Source organism: Aeromicrobium sp. P5_D10, assembly GCF_054049535.1.
The window spans coordinates 429811-445957 of record NZ_JBFUME010000003.1 but is presented as its reverse complement, the minus strand read 5'-3'; the positions used below and the strand labels follow the sequence as shown (position 1 = coordinate 445957).

Here is a 16147-nt window from a genome sequence, read left to right as displayed (position 1 = left end):
TGCTCCCATAGGGACGGTGTGCGAGCCATCCGACGTTCCCCCTTGCCCGGCCCGCCCTTCCCCACGGCAGCCCCTTGGATTCCGGGCCGGAGTCTCCGGTTCGGTGAACAAGATGAAAAGGGAATTCTCATGAAGCTCAAGAAAGCACTGCGCAAGAAGACGCTGCTCGCCGGCGGAGCTGCCATCGTCCTCCTGATGGGTTCGCAGGCGGCCTTCGCCACCACCACGGTCGCGGTCAACGGCACGACATCGCCCGCTGCGGACGTGTCTGTCACGGGCCCGTCGGTTGGCGCGATCTTCTTCGTAACAGACGCCGCCGTACCCATGAGCTGTTCCGGTGGCACCTCCAGCGGATACATCAAGCGGGGTGCGTCCGCGGTGAGTGGGCAGAAGATCGGCGCCATCCAGAGCCTGTCGATGGCTCCCAACTGTTCCTTCACGTCGCTCAACTTTCCCGTGAACATCACGAAGAAGGGAACTGCTGTAACGGACGAGTGGGGCATCTACGCGGACGGAACGCCGGCCAAGGGTGCCACGACCATGAACGTCGAGATCCGCAACGTTCGTGCGGCCATGAGAGATGCGGCACGCACGGCGCCTAATTTTCGTTGCGCGGTGAACCTTCAGGGCAATGTGTCCGGCACGCTGGGCGCGACGGTCAAGGCCAAGATCCAGCTCAATGTCGTCGGCGCCACCGACTACCTGATTGTCAACACACCCACGTTGGCGAGTGCATTCCAATTCCCGCTGACGCTTGATGCGCTCAACGGATCGGCAGATGAGGCAGCCACAGGCACGACAGACACCTGTGGTGGCGAGATCGTTGATGGCGACAAGATTTCCATGGTCGGCTCGTTCGCACTGAACCAACAGGTCGCGATCAACTGAGAGTGGAACACGCACGTGTTGCTTGCGCCGATCGTTCTGCATCACCTGATCGACGGCCAAAATCCGCTGAGTGATTTCCTGCGCTGCGGTGGGGCGAAGCATGGACGTTCGTCCCATTTTCAGAAATGGGTAACGACTAGGCCTTCGTGGGCCTGGTGATGTGGGACACCATCTTTAGATGGTTCGACGAACGGCACCCCGTCCGCAGGTTGCTCGCCGTGGGGCGATGGTTCGCTGCACGGCACTGAGTGCGAACCATCCGACGTTTCCTTCCTGGCCTGTCTCTGTCGACGGCAGCCCCCTAGATTCCGAGCCGGAACCTCCGGTTCGGTGAACAAGATGAAAGGGAGTTTCTCATGAAGCTCAAGAAAACCTTGCTCGTCGGCGGAGCTGCAATCGTCCTCCTGATGGGTTCGCAGGCGGCCTTCGCTACCACCACGGTCGCGGTCAACGGCTCGCCAACTCCTCCTGCGGACGTGCCTGTCACAGGCGCGCTGGTTAGTGGGGTCACTTTCATGTCCGACGTCAGCGTACCCAATAGCTGCTCCGGTGGCACCGCCAGCGGATACGTGAAGCGGGGTGCGTCCGCGGTGAGCGGGCAGAAGATCGGTGCCATTCAGAGTCTGACGCTCAATACTGGCTGTCTCGCTACGGGATTCCTTTACCCCGTGACCATCACGAAGAAGGGAACCGCTGTGGCGGATGAGTGGGGCATCTACGCGGACGGAACACCGGCCAAGGGTGCTACGAGCATGAATGTCGAGATCCGCAACGTTCGTGCGTCCATGAGAGATGTGGGACGCACTGCGCCCAACTTCCGTTGCGCGGTGAACGCTCAGGGCAATGTGGTCGGGACGCTGGGCGCGACGGTCAAGGCCAAGATCCAACTCAATGTCATTGGTACCACCGACTACCTGGTTGTCAACACGCCCTCGCTGGGTACGACTGCACTCCAGTACCCGCTGACGCTTGACGCGCTCAACGGATCGGCAGACAAGGCAGCCACAGACACGATCGACAGCTGCGCCGGCGAGATCGTCGATGGCGACAAGGCATCCATGGTCGGTTCGTTCGCACTGAACCAGCAGGTCGCGATCAACTGAGAGCGGAACACGCACGTGTTGCTTGCGCCGATCGTTCTGCACTATCTCATCGACTGCCAAAGGCCGGCTCTCAACGTCCTGCGCAGGGCGCCAGCGCCTCTGACCGGTGGGGCTTCGACCTCAAGGTAAAGGAGCGCCGATGGTGACGCCCGATCCGCGCTCCTGCCGCGGGGAGCATGGACGTTCATCCCACTTTCAGAAATAAACAATGACTAAGGCTTCGTAGGCCTGGTGATGCAGGACACACTCTCTACATGGCTCGACGAACAACACTCCGTCCGCAAATTGTTCGCCGTAGGGAGACGTTTCGCGGCGCGACAATGCACGCGAGCCATCGGATTTTCCCCAGCCCGGTCTGCCCTCCCCGACGGCAGCCCCTAGATTCCGAGTCGGAACCTCCGGTTCGGTGAACAAGATGAAAGGGAGTTTCTCATGAAGCTCAAGAAAACACTGCTCGCCAGCGGAGCTGCAGTCGCCCTCCTGATGGGTTCGCAGGCGGCCTTCGCCACCACCACGGTCGCGGTCAATGGCACGACGTCACCCGCTGCGGACGTCTCGGTCACCGGCCCGTCGGTTGGCGCGATCTCCTTCGTGTCAGACGCCGCCGTGCCCGCCAGCTGTTCCGGCGGCACCTCGAGTGGGTACATCAAGCGGGGTGCGTCCGCTGTGAGTGGGCAGAAGATCGGCGCCATTCAGAGTCTGACCTTCAACACCGGCTGTGTCGCTACCTCGCTCAACTTCCCCGTGACCATCACGAAGAAGGGAACCGCTGTGGCGGACGAGTGGGGCATCTACGCGGACGGAACACCGGCCAAGGGTGCGACGACCATGAACGTCGAGATCCGCAACATCCGTGCGTCCATGATCGACTCGGCACGCACTGCGCCGAACCTGCGCTGCGCGCTGAACGCTCAGGGCAATGTGTCCGGCACGCTGGGCGCGACGGTCAAGGCCAAGATCCAGCTCAATGTCGTCGGCACGACCGACTACCTGATTGTCAACACGCCTTCGCTGGGTACGACTGCACTCCAGTACCCGCTGACGCTTGACGCGCTCAACGGATCGGCAGACAAGGCAGCTACAGGCACGACCGACAGCTGCGGCGGCGAGATCGTCGATGGCGACAAGGCATCCATGGTCGGCTCGTTCGCACTGAACCAGCAGGTCTCGATCAACTAAACGTCAAACGACACGGTTGGTGGTGGGTCGACATCCGGAATCCGACCCACCACCAACCTCTTCACCCACTCCACATCCACACAAAGGAACCTCATGAAGACTCGGAACCCCCGCAATTTCGCCCGCCTCGCCGTCGCTTCGATCGGCGCCGCCGCAGCCATGGTGCTCACCGTGGCTCCTGCCCACGCAGTACCGATCAACGTCGACTACGACGCCAACGGAACCACCGTGACCGCAGGCACTGGCTCGTCCATCACTTTGGGACCTGCCGTCCTGCACTCCTCTGTCGAGAGCGACGGATCGTTCGTCGGCAACATGGTGCTCCCCGGCACTCGCACGGAGTTCAAGCTGCTCGGCTTCATCCCGGTCACCGCCAATGTGGCATTCGAGCCCACCAAGCCCACGACTGGCCAGCTCACGCGCGTGGGCCGTCAGCGCACCCTGGCGTCATCGTCGAGCTACTACGTGCGTCTGACCAACATCAAGGCCAGCATCTTCCCGCTGTTCGGCGGGCCGTTCTGCCGCACCGTGAACCCCGTCGTCATCGACGCGAACACACCCAGCGGAGAGTTCTTCGACATCGCTTCAGGTGGTCGCCTCACTGGCACCTACAGCATCGGCAACTTCCAGAACTGTGGGCTGAACACAGGACTGATCAACAGCATCATTCCGGGCTCGGGTAACACCATCGAACTCAACCTGACAAACGGACGCATCATCGACTGACGAGTGAGAAAGCTGTTTTCCAACAGCACTACTAGTTAGATGACGAACTCTGGGTCAGGCGCCGAATCCGGCGTCTGACCCAGAGTTCTGCTGCAGCGTCATTGGCCCCCCCCAAGCCCGCACCGGGTCAGCTCACGTTCTTCGTCCGCATCTTTGACTATCCAAGACCGAATATGCAGCGGTGGAGTAGTGGCTCCTGGGACGCGCCGGGTGCAGATCGCAATATGTTGTGGCGGAGGCGTGCCGACTTCTATTGTTTGGACCAGCGGTGACGAGCAGACCGGACGGCGACGATCAGTTCAAGGCGAGCATCGGCGTCGTCTATCTTGTCGCCGAGGAGCTGACGCAGTGCCTTCATGCGGTTATGCGCTGTTTGCGACGCCACACCGAGCTCGCGAGCGACGCGATTGAGCGGCAGGCCGCGCTCTAGAGACACCAGGAGCATCTCCGAGAGCGCCATGCGTCGGCTCAACGGGAGCTCTTCCATCGAACCCAGATGCTTGGTGACGAGAAGCTCGGCGAGCAAGGGGTTGCCCCGCACCAGCAACTCGCCCAGCAGATCGGTGGACGGAACCACCGATCGGGAGTCGAGCACGGCTCCGTCTCGCAGTATTGAAGCGGCGTTGCCAGTCAGCACGACACCTTCATATGCCTTGTCCAGCGTGGCTGGAGGCCCGAGCACGACTTGGGCCTGGACGACTTGTGCAATCGTGTTGACGTCCCAGGTGTCTGGGATAAGCGCCTGCATCCCGTTGTCGTCTACTAGCGCGTGCGGGTGCTCACGAACTGTGTCGGGAAGCTGGGTGTGCACCGCAACGATCGGTATGAAGAGGCCCTTGGGATTCAGCCCTGCCGCAAGGGCGAGATGATCGGTATTGGGAGAGGTTGCGCCCCTGAATGCGACCGCGCGAAGCTCGGCGAGACGCTCGTCCTGACACATGGCAGCCACCCTGATCGTTCGGTCAAATCCTGTGCGGGCAATTCGATAGAGCTGGTTCATGTAGGCGGCGAGATCCTGCCGCAGAATCCTGAGTGAGTCTCGGGTCACCAGGTCGCCGACGACGAGTGGCAGACCGCGTTGCACGGCGATGCTGGCGAGCTGGAATGACTGCTCGAGCCTCGGTGATTCGGGGTGCCGGTGCGCCTCGCGGATACCGACCTGGTGCAGCAGAGGTGCGACCTGCTTAACGGCCCGCGGCACATTGCCGCGAGCGGTCACGAAAGCCTCGATAGATGACCGGATGACCTCGCTGACCGACGCCGCGGTGCTGTCAGGGGCTGTCCCGACGACCGACCGTGAAACTCGCTCACAGAGTATGTTCAGGCGGTGCCGAGACACGTGTAAGGGCTCGGGGTAGCCAGCCAAGTGTGCATCTCCAAGTTTGCTCATGCGCTCTCTCCCTCTGTCGCTACCCTCCCGGCGTCTCGACTGTCCAGATGGGCAGTCCTGGAAGCGGCGACGGTGAGGGGCGACGAAGTGATCAACGCACATATCCGGGTTCGGCGGCAAGCAACTTCGACTCGAAATGACGATGCGACACCAAGTCTTGTTAACCAGATGACAAAGCACGGTTACGAAACGATTAAGTTTCGACCTTCCTCTGCGAAATTGCGCGGACTTGTTGACGGCTACTAGCGGATGACTCTGACGGAGAGCAGTTTCGACTTGCTCGGCTTGACGGTTCTGGTGCCCAGATAGACGATTCGGACCCGGTATTTCCGGGATTTCTTGAACTTCGGGACGGTCAGCGTTGCTTTGCCGTTCTTGAGGGTCCCGGTCCGCAGGACCTTGGACCCATGTCGGATCTGAACGCGGCCCGTGGGTCGAAGTCCCCGTGCCTTGACGGTCACGTGCACGCGAGTGTTCTGTTCGGTCGTGATCTTGGTGCGGGTGAGCCGCGCGGTAGTGGTAGACGAGACGGGAGCTGGCTTCGGCGTGGCGGTGGGCTTCGGCGTGGTAGGTGTCGGGCTCGGAGTCGGCGAGCCTGGCACCCTGGTCGGTAGAGACTCGGCGGTCCCGGTTCCGTAGCCGACTTGAGAGGCGGTGACCTTGACCGTGATCGCCTTACCCCGATCGGCCTCGGTCACGACGTATTGCGAACCGGTAGCGGCTGCGGGCTCGGTGATGGGACGCCCGTCGCGGAACCACAGATACGCATAGCTCCACGTCGTGCGGCTGATGTTCCACGAACCGGTGGTGGCGGTCAGGGTAGTTCCGGGTTTGATCCCGGCGCTGTCTGCTGTGACCCGCGGAAGGGTGTGGTTGGTGGCGGTGCAGGGATGGTCCGAAACGGTCGAACCGATGAACTGATATCCGTTGACACACCGGCGCGCTTCGCTGATCGACGGGTTCTGGGCGAAGAAGTCGCGCGGGACGAGTTGGAATCTCTGCCAATGCGTCGGCATGGGGGATTGGTCCTCGTTGCGGACAATGTGGTGGAAGCCGACATTGACCCAGGCGATCGGATCGGTGAGCGGTTGGGTCTCGTCGGCGACGTAGTCCAAGACGCTTTGCCCGGGGCAGCCCGGATTCAGGTTGCTCGACGCATACTCCTGACACGCGTGGTCGTTCGTGAACGAGATGACGGGTTGGGTCACCGCGAAGGCAGGGTCGCCGTCACTGCTGCTGACGATCTCGTACGACCTGGGGTGTCCGTCCTTGTTCAGCGAGTCCGGGTTGAGCACCCGCCACCAACTGCGGGCATCGAAATTCTCGCCCGGCACTGCGCTGAACGCTTCATTCTTGGTGGTTCTTGCTCCGTTGATGTCCGGGGTGTTGGGTGCGGCTGTGGAGTAGTCCCACTGTTCAACCGACTGGCGTTCACCGGCATCGATGCCGAAATCGACCCGGTAGATCGCATTGTGTCGGTGAGACGCCGAATAGCGGACCGGATCGTCCTGCGTGCTGCCGACGGGCCATCCTTGCCGCGGATCGCTCGGATAGAAGGCCTCAGTCGGTGCGAGATCACCGGTGGCGCCGAGTCCGATGTCGATCTGTCCGTGGTCGTCGAATGTCAGCTTCTGCTGGTACTCGTACCAGCTGATCTTCGACATCGACGAGACCTCCAGCGCGGTGCCTTGCGAGACGAATCTCGGAGAAGTGCCGAGCATTCCTTCCTGTGAATGCGACGCCATCCCGGTCCTCACCTCGTCGGTGCAGATGCCCCGGATCGTGCGCTCGATCAGCTCGCCGAAGTAGACCGCCGACTGGGTGAAACGGATCGTCTCGCCGAGGCAGAGTTCGGGCGCCTGGTCGACGAGGTAGATCGCGCCGAAGCCGTATTCGGTGATGTCGTTGTAGTACGCCGATCCGTTGTCGTACGGCACATTGAGCTGGCTGAGGTAGATCTGGTCGAGGACGCGTTTGTAGCCCGGGTACTCGTACGCGCCGGTCGCAGGCTTGAATTCGACCTTCTCGAGCACGAGTCCCTTGATCGGGTGGATGCGGGCACACATCCGCCAGGCCGCGCCGTTCTTCAGCGTCTTCTCGACCAGTGACTCGGCGCAGTCGAGGTCGTCCGTCGTGGCCTGTGCAGTCTGGGCTGGGATTGCACTGATGAGTCCTGCGACAAGTGCGAGTGCTGCAGTGGTGGCAAGGATTTTGAATCGGCGGTGGAGTCTCATGACTTCGCCGCCAACTTCACGATCCGGCCGGTGCTGAGGTTGACCACGAAGTCCTGCGTGCCGAGGTAGGTTCCCGATGCTGTCTTGATGAACAGGTGGGCGCAGCGATCTGCGCCGCACTCCTTGCCTCTGCTGGCGATGTTGTCGTACGTCCACGCGCCGGCAACGTGGTTGACCTGCTCGGTTGAGACGAGCGGCACGCCTTCGGAATCTTCGAATTGTCGGCTGAATGGCAGCGGCGGATCGGCATCGATCGCGAGGGTGATGGCTTCCTTTGCCTCATCTGGCGACAACGGCGGTTGGAGGCGGGCGGCGCTTTGGCTGCGGGTCACTTTGCCGGATGTGAGATTGACGAGTTGGTGGTACGTCTTGTCGTCGGTGTAGTCGTACAGCACGACCAGGGCTGAGCGGCCGGCGCCGTCGACGTCGTCGGGCAGTTCGGCGTACAGGAATTCGGGGCCTGCCTCGCCGCGGACGTTCGTCGCGCCAGCAGGCACGGTGGGATCTGTTGACGCGATCTGGATCGCGTAGCCGGTCTCTTCGGTCGATAGCGGATCTCGGCTCTCGCCGAGATCGGGACGTTTGGTCGGCAACTCGCCGTCACCGGCAACCGTGAATTCGGTGGAGTCTTCCTTCTCTGCGCCTGTGACTCCGGACTGGCTGACGATCAGGGCTGCTGTCGAGGCTGTGAGCAGCACAGCGGCGCACAAGGATACGAGTCTGGTGCGTGATCTCGTACCTTGTGCGCCGCTCATGATGGGTCTACTTCTTGACCTTCAGGGTGTACGTCTTGGACTTTGCTGACGTGTACCTGCTGTCTCCTGCGTAGGAGACGGTGACCTTCCAGGTGCCCTTCTTGAGCTTGGGTAAGGTGATCGACTTCTTGCCGCCCGAGAGGGTGGCCTTGATCGTCTTCTTCGACGAGCCCTTCTTCAGCGTCACGGTGACCTTGCCGGTCGCCTTCGCCAGACCACTAGGCGCGGTGACCGTGACAGTCGCTTTGCCCTTCTTCTTCGACGTCGGCGTCTTGGTCGTCTTGTACGACACCGAACGAACCTTGCCCTTGACGACGGTGTACTTGATGGCACGAGCCGACGGGCTCAGTTGGGCGCTGCCGTTGTACCGCGCGGTCAGCGTGTAGGCCTTGGGCGCCAAGGTCTTGGCCAGCGAGAACGATGCCTTGCCACCGACAACAGCCTTCGTCTGCGTGGCACCAGCACCCGACACTGTCACCGTGCCAGTGACCGGAAGACCACCAGCATTAGTCACCGTGACCGTCGCCGTTCCCGTGGACCCATACGCCCTCGACGGAGCACTCAGCACAGTCGACGACGCGATGACGTTGGGCGTGACAGCCGCCGTCGGGGTGGAGATCGAGATCAGCGGAGCAGCTGCGCCCTTGGTCGCAGTCGAGGCATAGGTGATGGCCTTGCCCAAGTGTGCACTCGTCAGTTCCAACGTGGTTCCGGTAGCGCCTTCAATCTCCACGCCGCCGGCAAGCCACTGACCCGTCACGGAATCCGGGGTGCCCGAGAACGTGGCCGGAGTCGCCGTCAGCGTCTGGCCCACTTTCGGTGCGCCGGTGATCTTCGCAGTGGTGCCCACCTTGACGCCGGTGGTGATGGCGATGGCGTAGCTCAGGTCCCCCATCTTCAGTTGTTTGACTTGGCTTCCGGCGAGTTGGGCCGGTGCTGTGGCTATCTCGGTAGGCACGTACGGCCCCCACGTATGGAGGGCTCCGGTCGAGTCGACAACAGCATTTCCACTGAACGACGTTGCGATCGCTACTGCGGGGTTGATTGCGAGCGCGGCAGCGACCGTGCTCGGTACGGCATTTCCATTGAAGAATCCGGACGTGTCTTGCCCCCACGAGGCCAGCGAGCCGTCTGCCAGGAGCGCCAAACCGCCCTGGGGCCGAGCGGCGATGTCGACGACATTACCGGCGGTTGTCACTGTCGACGGCAGTGTTAGCTGACCCTCCACGTCACGGCCCCAGGCCACGACGGTGCCATCGGTTTTGAGAGCGTAGACGGCAGATTCAGTTAGGGCGAGGGACTTCACGCCGGTCAGCCCGGCGGGGACTGTCGTCTGACCGTAGGTGTTGTCGCCCCAAGCCACGACGCTGCCGTCGGTCTTGACAGCAACACCGAAGGAGGCGGCCAACGCTACGTCCTCGACGCCGGTGAGTCCGGCGGGGACGTCCCACGGACCAGTGGTTGAGTCGTCGTCCCTGCCCCACACATACAGGCCACCGTCGGAGGTGACGACTGCCGCGTTGTCGGAACTGGAACTAACGGCCGTGGCGGTCTTGTTGACGAGCGCAGCAGGCAGGTCCTGGATCGAGATACCTGGAGTCTGACTTTCGCCCAAAATGACAACTTTTCCGGCTGCGGTGAGTGCGACGCTGAATGATCCCTGCGCGGAAGTGGCGCTGAATGCCGTGTCGTGAAGTGCTTCGGGCGCCGTGAAAGCTGTATTGAACGTCGGATCACCCCAGCCGATGATTCCACCGGATTTGTCTGTGGGCAGTGCGGTGGTTGCCTCGCCTGGAGCGCTGAGTGCAGCGAGCATCATGAACCCGGCGATAGCGCCAATGGCGCCGCGACGTGGGATTGTCCTGATCATGTCACTTCCTTCGATTGTGCTGGTGGTCATGGCCGTTTGTTCACGGCGTTCTGTCCGGATAGGGCAGCTGAGGCGGGAAACGACTGGTGTCACAATTCGCACCTTCGTCGTCTGGTGAAGCGGCACCAGGGGGCGGGGGGACCTGCGGGGAACCGCACGCTGGTCCGCTCACATTCAGGCGTACCTGGTTGTCGTTCCCAGAAACGGTTGCGTTCAAGATTGCCGAAACATCGTCGCCCCTGCGCGTCGTGCAGCCTCCGAATTTCGGGATGTCGATCGTTCCGGTAAGCAGGCCGCCGGGGACTGCGACATAGTTGCCTGTCAGCCACGGCCGATCGTCATCAACTGTTGGAGGAAAGCGGGCGTACCCGACGCCAGTCAGCTCGATTGTGCCGGGACGCACGGTTTGGCACTGTGCGTTCAGATTGAGTCTCACGCCGTCGACCGTCAGCTCGGTGATTCGAACGGTTAGTTCGCCTTCAAGCTCCGCGTCGCGAAAGACCTGGTCTTTCCCTGGGGGAAGTCCGCGGAAGTTGTCGGTGTTTTGTTTCACGTTCAGCGGCTCTGGTAGCCCGTCAGCGGCTCTGCTCTGGATCAGCTGCACCGTGGCCGTGACCGGCACGGATCCGAAGGCTACAGTGCGGACCGGGAAGGGGGCTGCCAATCCGTAGTTGTGAGCGGCAGCATTCGGTGCGACAAGGTACACATAGTTGATCGTGTCGACACCAGCGAACCGCGGATCGGTGGGCGGGTAGAAGCGTGTCTTGCCCAGGGAGAAAGCTGCGGCGAGTTGCCACGGCACCCGCACCCACTGCTTGGCCTTGGCTGTCTCGGCCATGGTCGTCTGCGCAGCGCCCAACCAAAAGCCACCGGCTCCCGTATGGCGTGGAAGACCAGGCCATGGCCCGTCGGCTGCATTGCCAGGTACCTGGGCAAGTAGCAGCAGAGTGGCAGTGAGCGCCGAGAAATGGCGCCATCGGCGCCAACGTGCAGTTCGCATGTCGGTCACCGTGACATGGCGATTTCCTGCCGATCAATGAGTTCGGACGTATTGGCTGCAGGCCAAGTTCCTGCGGGTCATGGATTGTGACGTGAGTGACAATCCATGTGTTTCAAGCCATGTGGATCCGCTGGTACTGAAGCTGGAACCTGGATGATCTGTCGTTCAATTCAGGGGGCATCCGAAACGCCGAATGGTTACGTAGGTATCCATTTGTGGGCCGATTTTTGGCAATTTTCGGCTTGCCCCTTCACAAGATGCAACTCGCAGTTGCCAATGGTGTGCATGGGTGACGCCCGTCACCCTGCTCCATCTAGCAATGAGGGAGAAACATCATGAAGTTCAAAAAGACTGCGGCACTCGTGGGAGTGACCGCACTGGTTGCTCTGGCCGGTCCGGCCATGGCAGTGCCGACGCTTGTTCAGGTCGACGGCAATGGCGCCAACGTTGACTATCCGTTCACGGCAGTGACGAAGGGGGCCATCTCTTTCTCGTCAGGATCGGTCGTCATGGGATGTACCAGTGGCACGGCCAACGGCATCATTCGTGGCGGCACTCGGGGCAACCCGATCGCCGAGATCCGCAACACAGGCTGGGTAGGTTGTGTCGGCCCGGCGGGTATCAGCATGGCCGTCGACATGAAGCCCATCGGCGCGCACACGCCGTGGTTCGTCAACGGTGTCAGCGGCGAGACCGTCAACATTACTGACACCATCGTGGGCAACGTCAGCAACGTCCGCGCTCGGGTGAGGTCCACTAACCCGTTGGTTCCCTGCTCGTTCCAGGTAACTGGCACGGCTAACGCGACCTTCCTCGAAAGGGTTCAGAAGCCCGCCGGATTCGGCCAGGATCTCGTCATCAACGAGAACGCCGGCAACCTGCGTATCAGCAGTGTTTCCGGTTGCCTGGGGCTGCTGACGAATGGTGCCGCAGCCAACTTCGGTGCGACGTACAACGTCAACGTGACCGGTGCCGTCTCGCAGACGCCAGTCAACGTGATGCCTTGATCGGATGAATCGCTGCTGAATTGATCGAGGGTGCGTCGGGCTTCCACCTCCCGGCGCACCCGCGATCGTGTCAAGCCGAAATAGGCGATCGATCATGAGGTTCAAAAAGAAGGCGGCACTTTTGGGAGCGGCCGCGCTGGTCGCTTTGGCCGGACCGGCGATGGCGCGCCCTCGCCGTGGCGGGTCAATAGCTTCAGCGGTGAGAGCAATGCCGTCGGCGACACGATTGTGGGCAACGTTAGCAATGTGCGTGCGAGGTGGAGGTCTGCCAATCCCTTGGTGCCTTGCTCGTTCCAGGTGACTGGTTCGGCTAACGCGACGTTCCTCGAAGAGGTGCAGAAGAGCGCTGGCCCCCCGACTGTGTTCGGCCAGGATCTCGTGATCAACGAGAGCGCCGGCAATCTGCGGATCAGCAATGTCGCCGGTTGTCTTGGGCTTTTGACGAATGGTGCCGCAGCCAATTTGGCCGCGACGCTCAACATCGACGTGACCGGTGCTGCATCGCAGACTCCGATCAATGTGAAGCCCTGACTCCAGGACCATCCCGCTTGGTCGACGTGAGGGAGCGTCGACCAAGCGGGATCTCCTGACATTCCATCCGCTATGTCCTCCGTGACAGTTATGCTACTGATAAGTAGCACAATCTGTCACGGAGGTGAGTCTTGGGCCATACGAGAAGCCGCACGCATGGCCGGCTGGCTCCCGACCGCGCCGTCCGTGAGCTGCGTACGGGGCTGCCCCGGGCCGTGGCGCGGACGGCTTCGGCGATCCAGGCCGAAGTGTCGGCCTATGCCGGACCTATTCGCGGCGAGCGTCGCGCGCTGATCGAGACCGCGGTGGGCGCGGGTCTGCGCGAGTTCTCCGATCACGCATCGGGCAAGGCGCGACCGGATGTCGGAGTCACCCAGCTGTTTCGCAACCTGGGCTGGTCTGAAGGCGTGGCCGGCCAGAGTCTCGAGGCGATGCGCTCGGCCTTCGACGTCGCGACGCGCGAGACGTGGTCCGAGCTGCACCGCATCGCCCGTGAGCAGGGTTTGACCGCATCGGTTCTCGGCCGCCTCGGCGATGCCCTGTTCGAGAACGCCGATCATCTGCGTGGGGAGGTGGAGATCGGCCACCGGGCCGGACGCGACGAGGCGACCACCGGTGCGGCATTGGCCCGTGACCAGTTGACGCAGCATCTGCTGAGTGGCGAGGTGCCGGTCGATCTCGGCTGGCTCGCGGTCCAGGCCGGCTGGCCGCTGCCGCACCGCGCGCTCGTCCTGTGCGCTGATCTGCCCGAACGCACGGCTGGCCTGGAATCCGCATTGTCCGAGAACGGCGCGTTGGTCCTGGTCGACGCCCAGCATGTCTTGGTGGTGTGCGACGCGGGGGAGCGGCAACGCGCCGTGACCGAGATCCGCAGGGTGCTCGAACCCGGTTCCATCGCGCTCAGCGCGCCGGTGCCGTCGAGGTATCTCGTGGAGGCCGTGCAACTCGTCAAGCGTGCGCATCGCCTGATCGAGCTGCAGGTCATCCCGCGCGCAGAGATCGTCGACTGTGCCGACCATGAAACGACCCTGTGGTTGCATGCTGAGCCGTTGTTGCGCGAGCGGATGGTCGAACGCCTGCTGGCGCCGTTGGAGGCTCAGACCCCGCATCGTCGCAATATGTTGGCCATGACGATGCTCCTGTGGCTCGAGCAACGCGGGAGCGCATCGTCGTTGGGCGAGCAGCTCGGAGTTCATCCGCAGACGATCCGCTACCGGCTCAGGCAGCTTGATGCGATGTTCGACCATCGGCTCAACGACCCCTCACTGGCCTTCCCGATGCTTCTGGCCCTCAAAGCCACCTTGCCGTTGTGGCTCTCGCCCCCGCAGTCGAGTCGGCAGTCGCGGGTCAAGAATGCTTCTTCCTCTTCGAGCCGCCCGAGCGGTTCTGCTCCCGCCAACGCGGCAAAGAGACCTCCAGGGCACTGAGCAGGGCCAAAGTCTGTTGCGGGTCGTGGAGCTGGTCGCCGAACAGGTCTTTGAGCTGCCGCAATCGGCGCCGCACGGTGTTGTGATGCACCTGCATGCGCTCGGCCAGAACCGGCGCGCTCTCGCGGGCCTGGAGCCAGAGCATCATCGTCTCGGCCAGCACAAGACGGTGGTGAGACTTCTCCTTCAGCAGCGGTGCGAGCAGTTCCTCACCGGCGTGGCGCGACAGGGCCGGATCGGCGTGCAGCCACAGGATCGATCGGTACTTGGTGCAATCGATGATTCCCGAGTCGTCGATCAGCCCACGGGCGGAGAGATCGAGCGCCCGGCAGGTCCAGCGATAGGCATCGCGCACTTCGGTGACGGGCATAACCCAGCTGATGGCCACCGGGTTGATCCCTGGGGTCTGGATCATCTGCCGGCTCAGACGGTCGACGTGGGAGGGAGCGGCCACCAGCGTCATCCGGTGACGACTGACTCCGCTGAGCACCTCGGGCCCAAATGACGGCAGCGCCGAGTAGTCGATCGCAAGGTTCAGGACGCCGGTGATGACCGAGATGAAGTTCGGCGGATGCCAGCCCGCGGCCTTGAGGTGCTGCACATATCGCTCAGGAGGGTGACCGGAGAGCATTGCGTTGAGCAGTTGGCGCCGGGCATGGTGGCTTCCGCTTTCCATGCCCTGCGATGCGGTCGAGTAGCCGAGCGCCACCTGGTTGATCAGTTGTTCGATGAACAGGAAGAGGGCGTCGACCAAGGCGCTGAGAACGGCCGGATCCACGCCGCGCTCCTTCGCAACTTCGCGGATCTCTTCCCACGCGACACGGGTCGCGACATGGTGCGCGGCTCGCAAGGCGTCCATCGAGTGGCCCTCGATGGCCTCGGCCTGACCCAGTTGCCGGACGAGCTCGAAAACGGGCGTGTCCGGTGAGGGTTTTCGTTCCACGACGTCGACGAAATGACTGACCGCTTTGTCGACCGCGATGAGGACGAGTCGATAGCGCTTGCCACCGGTCGGACCCGCATACGCGGAGACTTCGAGCTGCACCTGTGTCGTGATCCGCTGGACGGTCCTGGGAGCCATCGCTCGCAAGGCCCTGCCGAGTTCGAGGGGGACTCCGTCGGTCTTGAGCATCATCCGAGATATTCCGGTCACCCGCATCGATTGTGTGTGCTCCAGGTTCGCTGCCAATGACTTGGCGGGGAGTGCGGGGGCAGAGGCATCCTCGGATCCGAGATCGGTTTTCGATCCGGGACGGTTCGGAGTGGTCGGCTCCTGCATTGGGGGCTGCCTCCAAAAGCCATCGCGTCAAAACGACTAGGTGTCAGAAAATAAAACGCTGCTCAGATCGACCAGTTAACTCACGCACGGGATCACGAGTCCAGCATTCGACGGTCTCAGGGGCCAACTTGGGAACAAATTGTCACGTACGTGACAGTTCTCGGGCACTCTTGACGCAGTTTGCGGCTTTCTGAGCTATTCGCGTAACAGATCCAGCGGTTCCACGTTGAGGTCGCCGGCAAGCTCCTCGAGCTTGCGCAATGTGACGTTCTCTTCGCCTCTTTCGAGTCTGCCGACGTACTTGTCGGTGCACCTCAGGAGTACTCCCAGCGCTTCGCGGCTCAAGCCTCGGTCGGTTCGGATCCGGTGTAGATTCTGACCGAACGTGATCTGGAGTGTGTACTTCATCCTGCCAAGATGAGGGACCCGCTACTGATAGGTCTACATACTTATAAGTAGCACTCGATGTCAAGCAGGAGGCCTCTGGCGACCGCTTGCTCCAGCATCTAGTCCCGGAGCAAGTCGAGCGGATCGACGTCGAGCAGGGTCGCGAGATGCTCCAGCGACTTCAGGCTGACATTGCGTTCTCCACGCTCCAAGGCGCCTGCATAGGTGCGGTGGTAGCCAAGCTGATCTGCGAACTTCTCCTGGCTCAGGCCGAGCTCTTCGCGACGCTTGCGTAGATTCCGGCCGAGGGCCTTTTGGAGTTCATTGGTCACGCAGTTAACTCTGGTCTCCTGCTACTCATGGATCTACAG

At 62.1% G+C, this 16147-nt stretch carries 15 protein-coding genes; 7 read left to right on the top strand and 8 right to left on the bottom strand.

Features of this window, described 5'->3' with window-relative positions; translation table 11 throughout:
- Positions 1-129: 129 nt before the first annotated feature.
- The 4 genes from ACXJKC_RS07155 to ACXJKC_RS07140 all read left to right on the top strand — a co-directional run bounded on the left by ACXJKC_RS07155 (position 130) and on the right by ACXJKC_RS07140 (position 3896).
- Complete coding sequence (locus ACXJKC_RS07155) at positions 130-888, top strand: hypothetical protein (protein ID WP_456695999.1); 759 nt, start codon at positions 130-132, stop codon at positions 886-888.
- Between the two features lie 356 nt (positions 889-1244).
- Positions 1245-1991: a hypothetical protein gene (locus ACXJKC_RS07150; protein WP_456695998.1), complete on the top strand. Its 747-nt coding sequence runs from the start codon at positions 1245-1247 to the stop codon at positions 1989-1991.
- 432 nt (positions 1992-2423) lie between these two features.
- Positions 2424-3170 (top strand): hypothetical protein, encoded by a 747-nt coding sequence (locus tag ACXJKC_RS07145; RefSeq protein WP_456695997.1) that lies wholly within the window; start codon positions 2424-2426, stop codon positions 3168-3170.
- 93 nt (positions 3171-3263) lie between these two features.
- A complete protein-coding gene (locus ACXJKC_RS07140; protein WP_456695996.1) occupies positions 3264-3896 on the top strand; it encodes a hypothetical protein in 633 nt (210 codons plus the stop codon).
- A 250-nt stretch (positions 3897-4146) separates the two neighbouring features.
- On the opposite strand, the gene ACXJKC_RS07135 is transcribed toward ACXJKC_RS07140, so the two are convergent.
- From ACXJKC_RS07135 to ACXJKC_RS07115, 5 genes are all read right to left on the bottom strand, one after another.
- Positions 4147-5115, bottom strand: coding sequence for a helix-turn-helix domain-containing protein (locus ACXJKC_RS07135; protein WP_456695995.1), 969 nt, complete (start codon positions 5113-5115; stop codon positions 4147-4149).
- A gap of 413 nt (positions 5116-5528) precedes the next feature.
- Positions 5529-7520, bottom strand: coding sequence for a copper amine oxidase (locus tag ACXJKC_RS07130; RefSeq protein WP_456695994.1), 1992 nt, complete (start codon positions 7518-7520; stop codon positions 5529-5531).
- Positions 7517-8275 (bottom strand): hypothetical protein, encoded by a 759-nt coding sequence (locus ACXJKC_RS07125; RefSeq protein WP_456695993.1) that lies wholly within the window; start codon positions 8273-8275, stop codon positions 7517-7519. Before ACXJKC_RS07125 ends, ACXJKC_RS07130 begins: the two co-directional genes overlap by 4 nt.
- 7 nt (positions 8276-8282) lie before the next feature.
- Complete coding sequence (locus tag ACXJKC_RS07120; protein WP_456695992.1) at positions 8283-10145, bottom strand: Ig-like domain repeat protein; 1863 nt, start codon at positions 10143-10145, stop codon at positions 8283-8285.
- Between the two features lie 40 nt (positions 10146-10185).
- Entirely contained in the window at positions 10186-10983 is a 798-nt protein-coding gene (locus ACXJKC_RS07115) for a hypothetical protein (protein ID WP_456695991.1), read from the bottom strand.
- Between the two features lie 563 nt (positions 10984-11546).
- Between ACXJKC_RS07115 and ACXJKC_RS07110 the strand changes: the two genes are divergently transcribed.
- The 3 genes from ACXJKC_RS07110 to ACXJKC_RS07100 all read left to right on the top strand — a co-directional run bounded on the left by ACXJKC_RS07110 (position 11547) and on the right by ACXJKC_RS07100 (position 14110).
- The gene (locus tag ACXJKC_RS07110; RefSeq protein ID WP_456695990.1) at positions 11547-12152 is read left to right on the top strand and encodes a hypothetical protein; all 606 of its coding nucleotides are present in this window, start codon (positions 11547-11549) and stop codon (positions 12150-12152) included.
- 297 nt (positions 12153-12449) lie between these two features.
- Positions 12450-12683 (top strand): hypothetical protein, encoded by a 234-nt coding sequence (locus tag ACXJKC_RS07105; RefSeq protein ID WP_456695989.1) that lies wholly within the window; start codon positions 12450-12452, stop codon positions 12681-12683.
- Between the two features lie 131 nt (positions 12684-12814).
- On the top strand, positions 12815-14110 hold the full coding sequence (locus tag ACXJKC_RS07100; RefSeq protein WP_456695988.1) for a helix-turn-helix domain-containing protein: 1296 nt from the start codon (positions 12815-12817) through the stop codon (positions 14108-14110).
- Here ACXJKC_RS07100 and ACXJKC_RS07095 read toward each other — a convergent pair.
- The 3 genes from ACXJKC_RS07095 to ACXJKC_RS07085 all read right to left on the bottom strand — a co-directional run bounded on the left by ACXJKC_RS07095 (position 14031) and on the right by ACXJKC_RS07085 (position 16108).
- A complete protein-coding gene (locus ACXJKC_RS07095; RefSeq protein ID WP_456695987.1) occupies positions 14031-15389 on the bottom strand; it encodes a helix-turn-helix domain-containing protein in 1359 nt (452 codons plus the stop codon). The two genes, ACXJKC_RS07100 and ACXJKC_RS07095, sit on opposite strands and share 80 nt — an antisense overlap.
- Positions 15390-15584: 195 nt before the next feature.
- On the bottom strand, positions 15585-15797 hold the full coding sequence (locus tag ACXJKC_RS07090; protein WP_456695986.1) for a helix-turn-helix domain-containing protein: 213 nt from the start codon (positions 15795-15797) through the stop codon (positions 15585-15587).
- A gap of 98 nt (positions 15798-15895) precedes the next feature.
- Complete coding sequence (locus tag ACXJKC_RS07085; RefSeq protein WP_456695985.1) at positions 15896-16108, bottom strand: helix-turn-helix domain-containing protein; 213 nt, start codon at positions 16106-16108, stop codon at positions 15896-15898.
- Between the last annotated feature and the right edge of the window lie 39 nt (positions 16109-16147).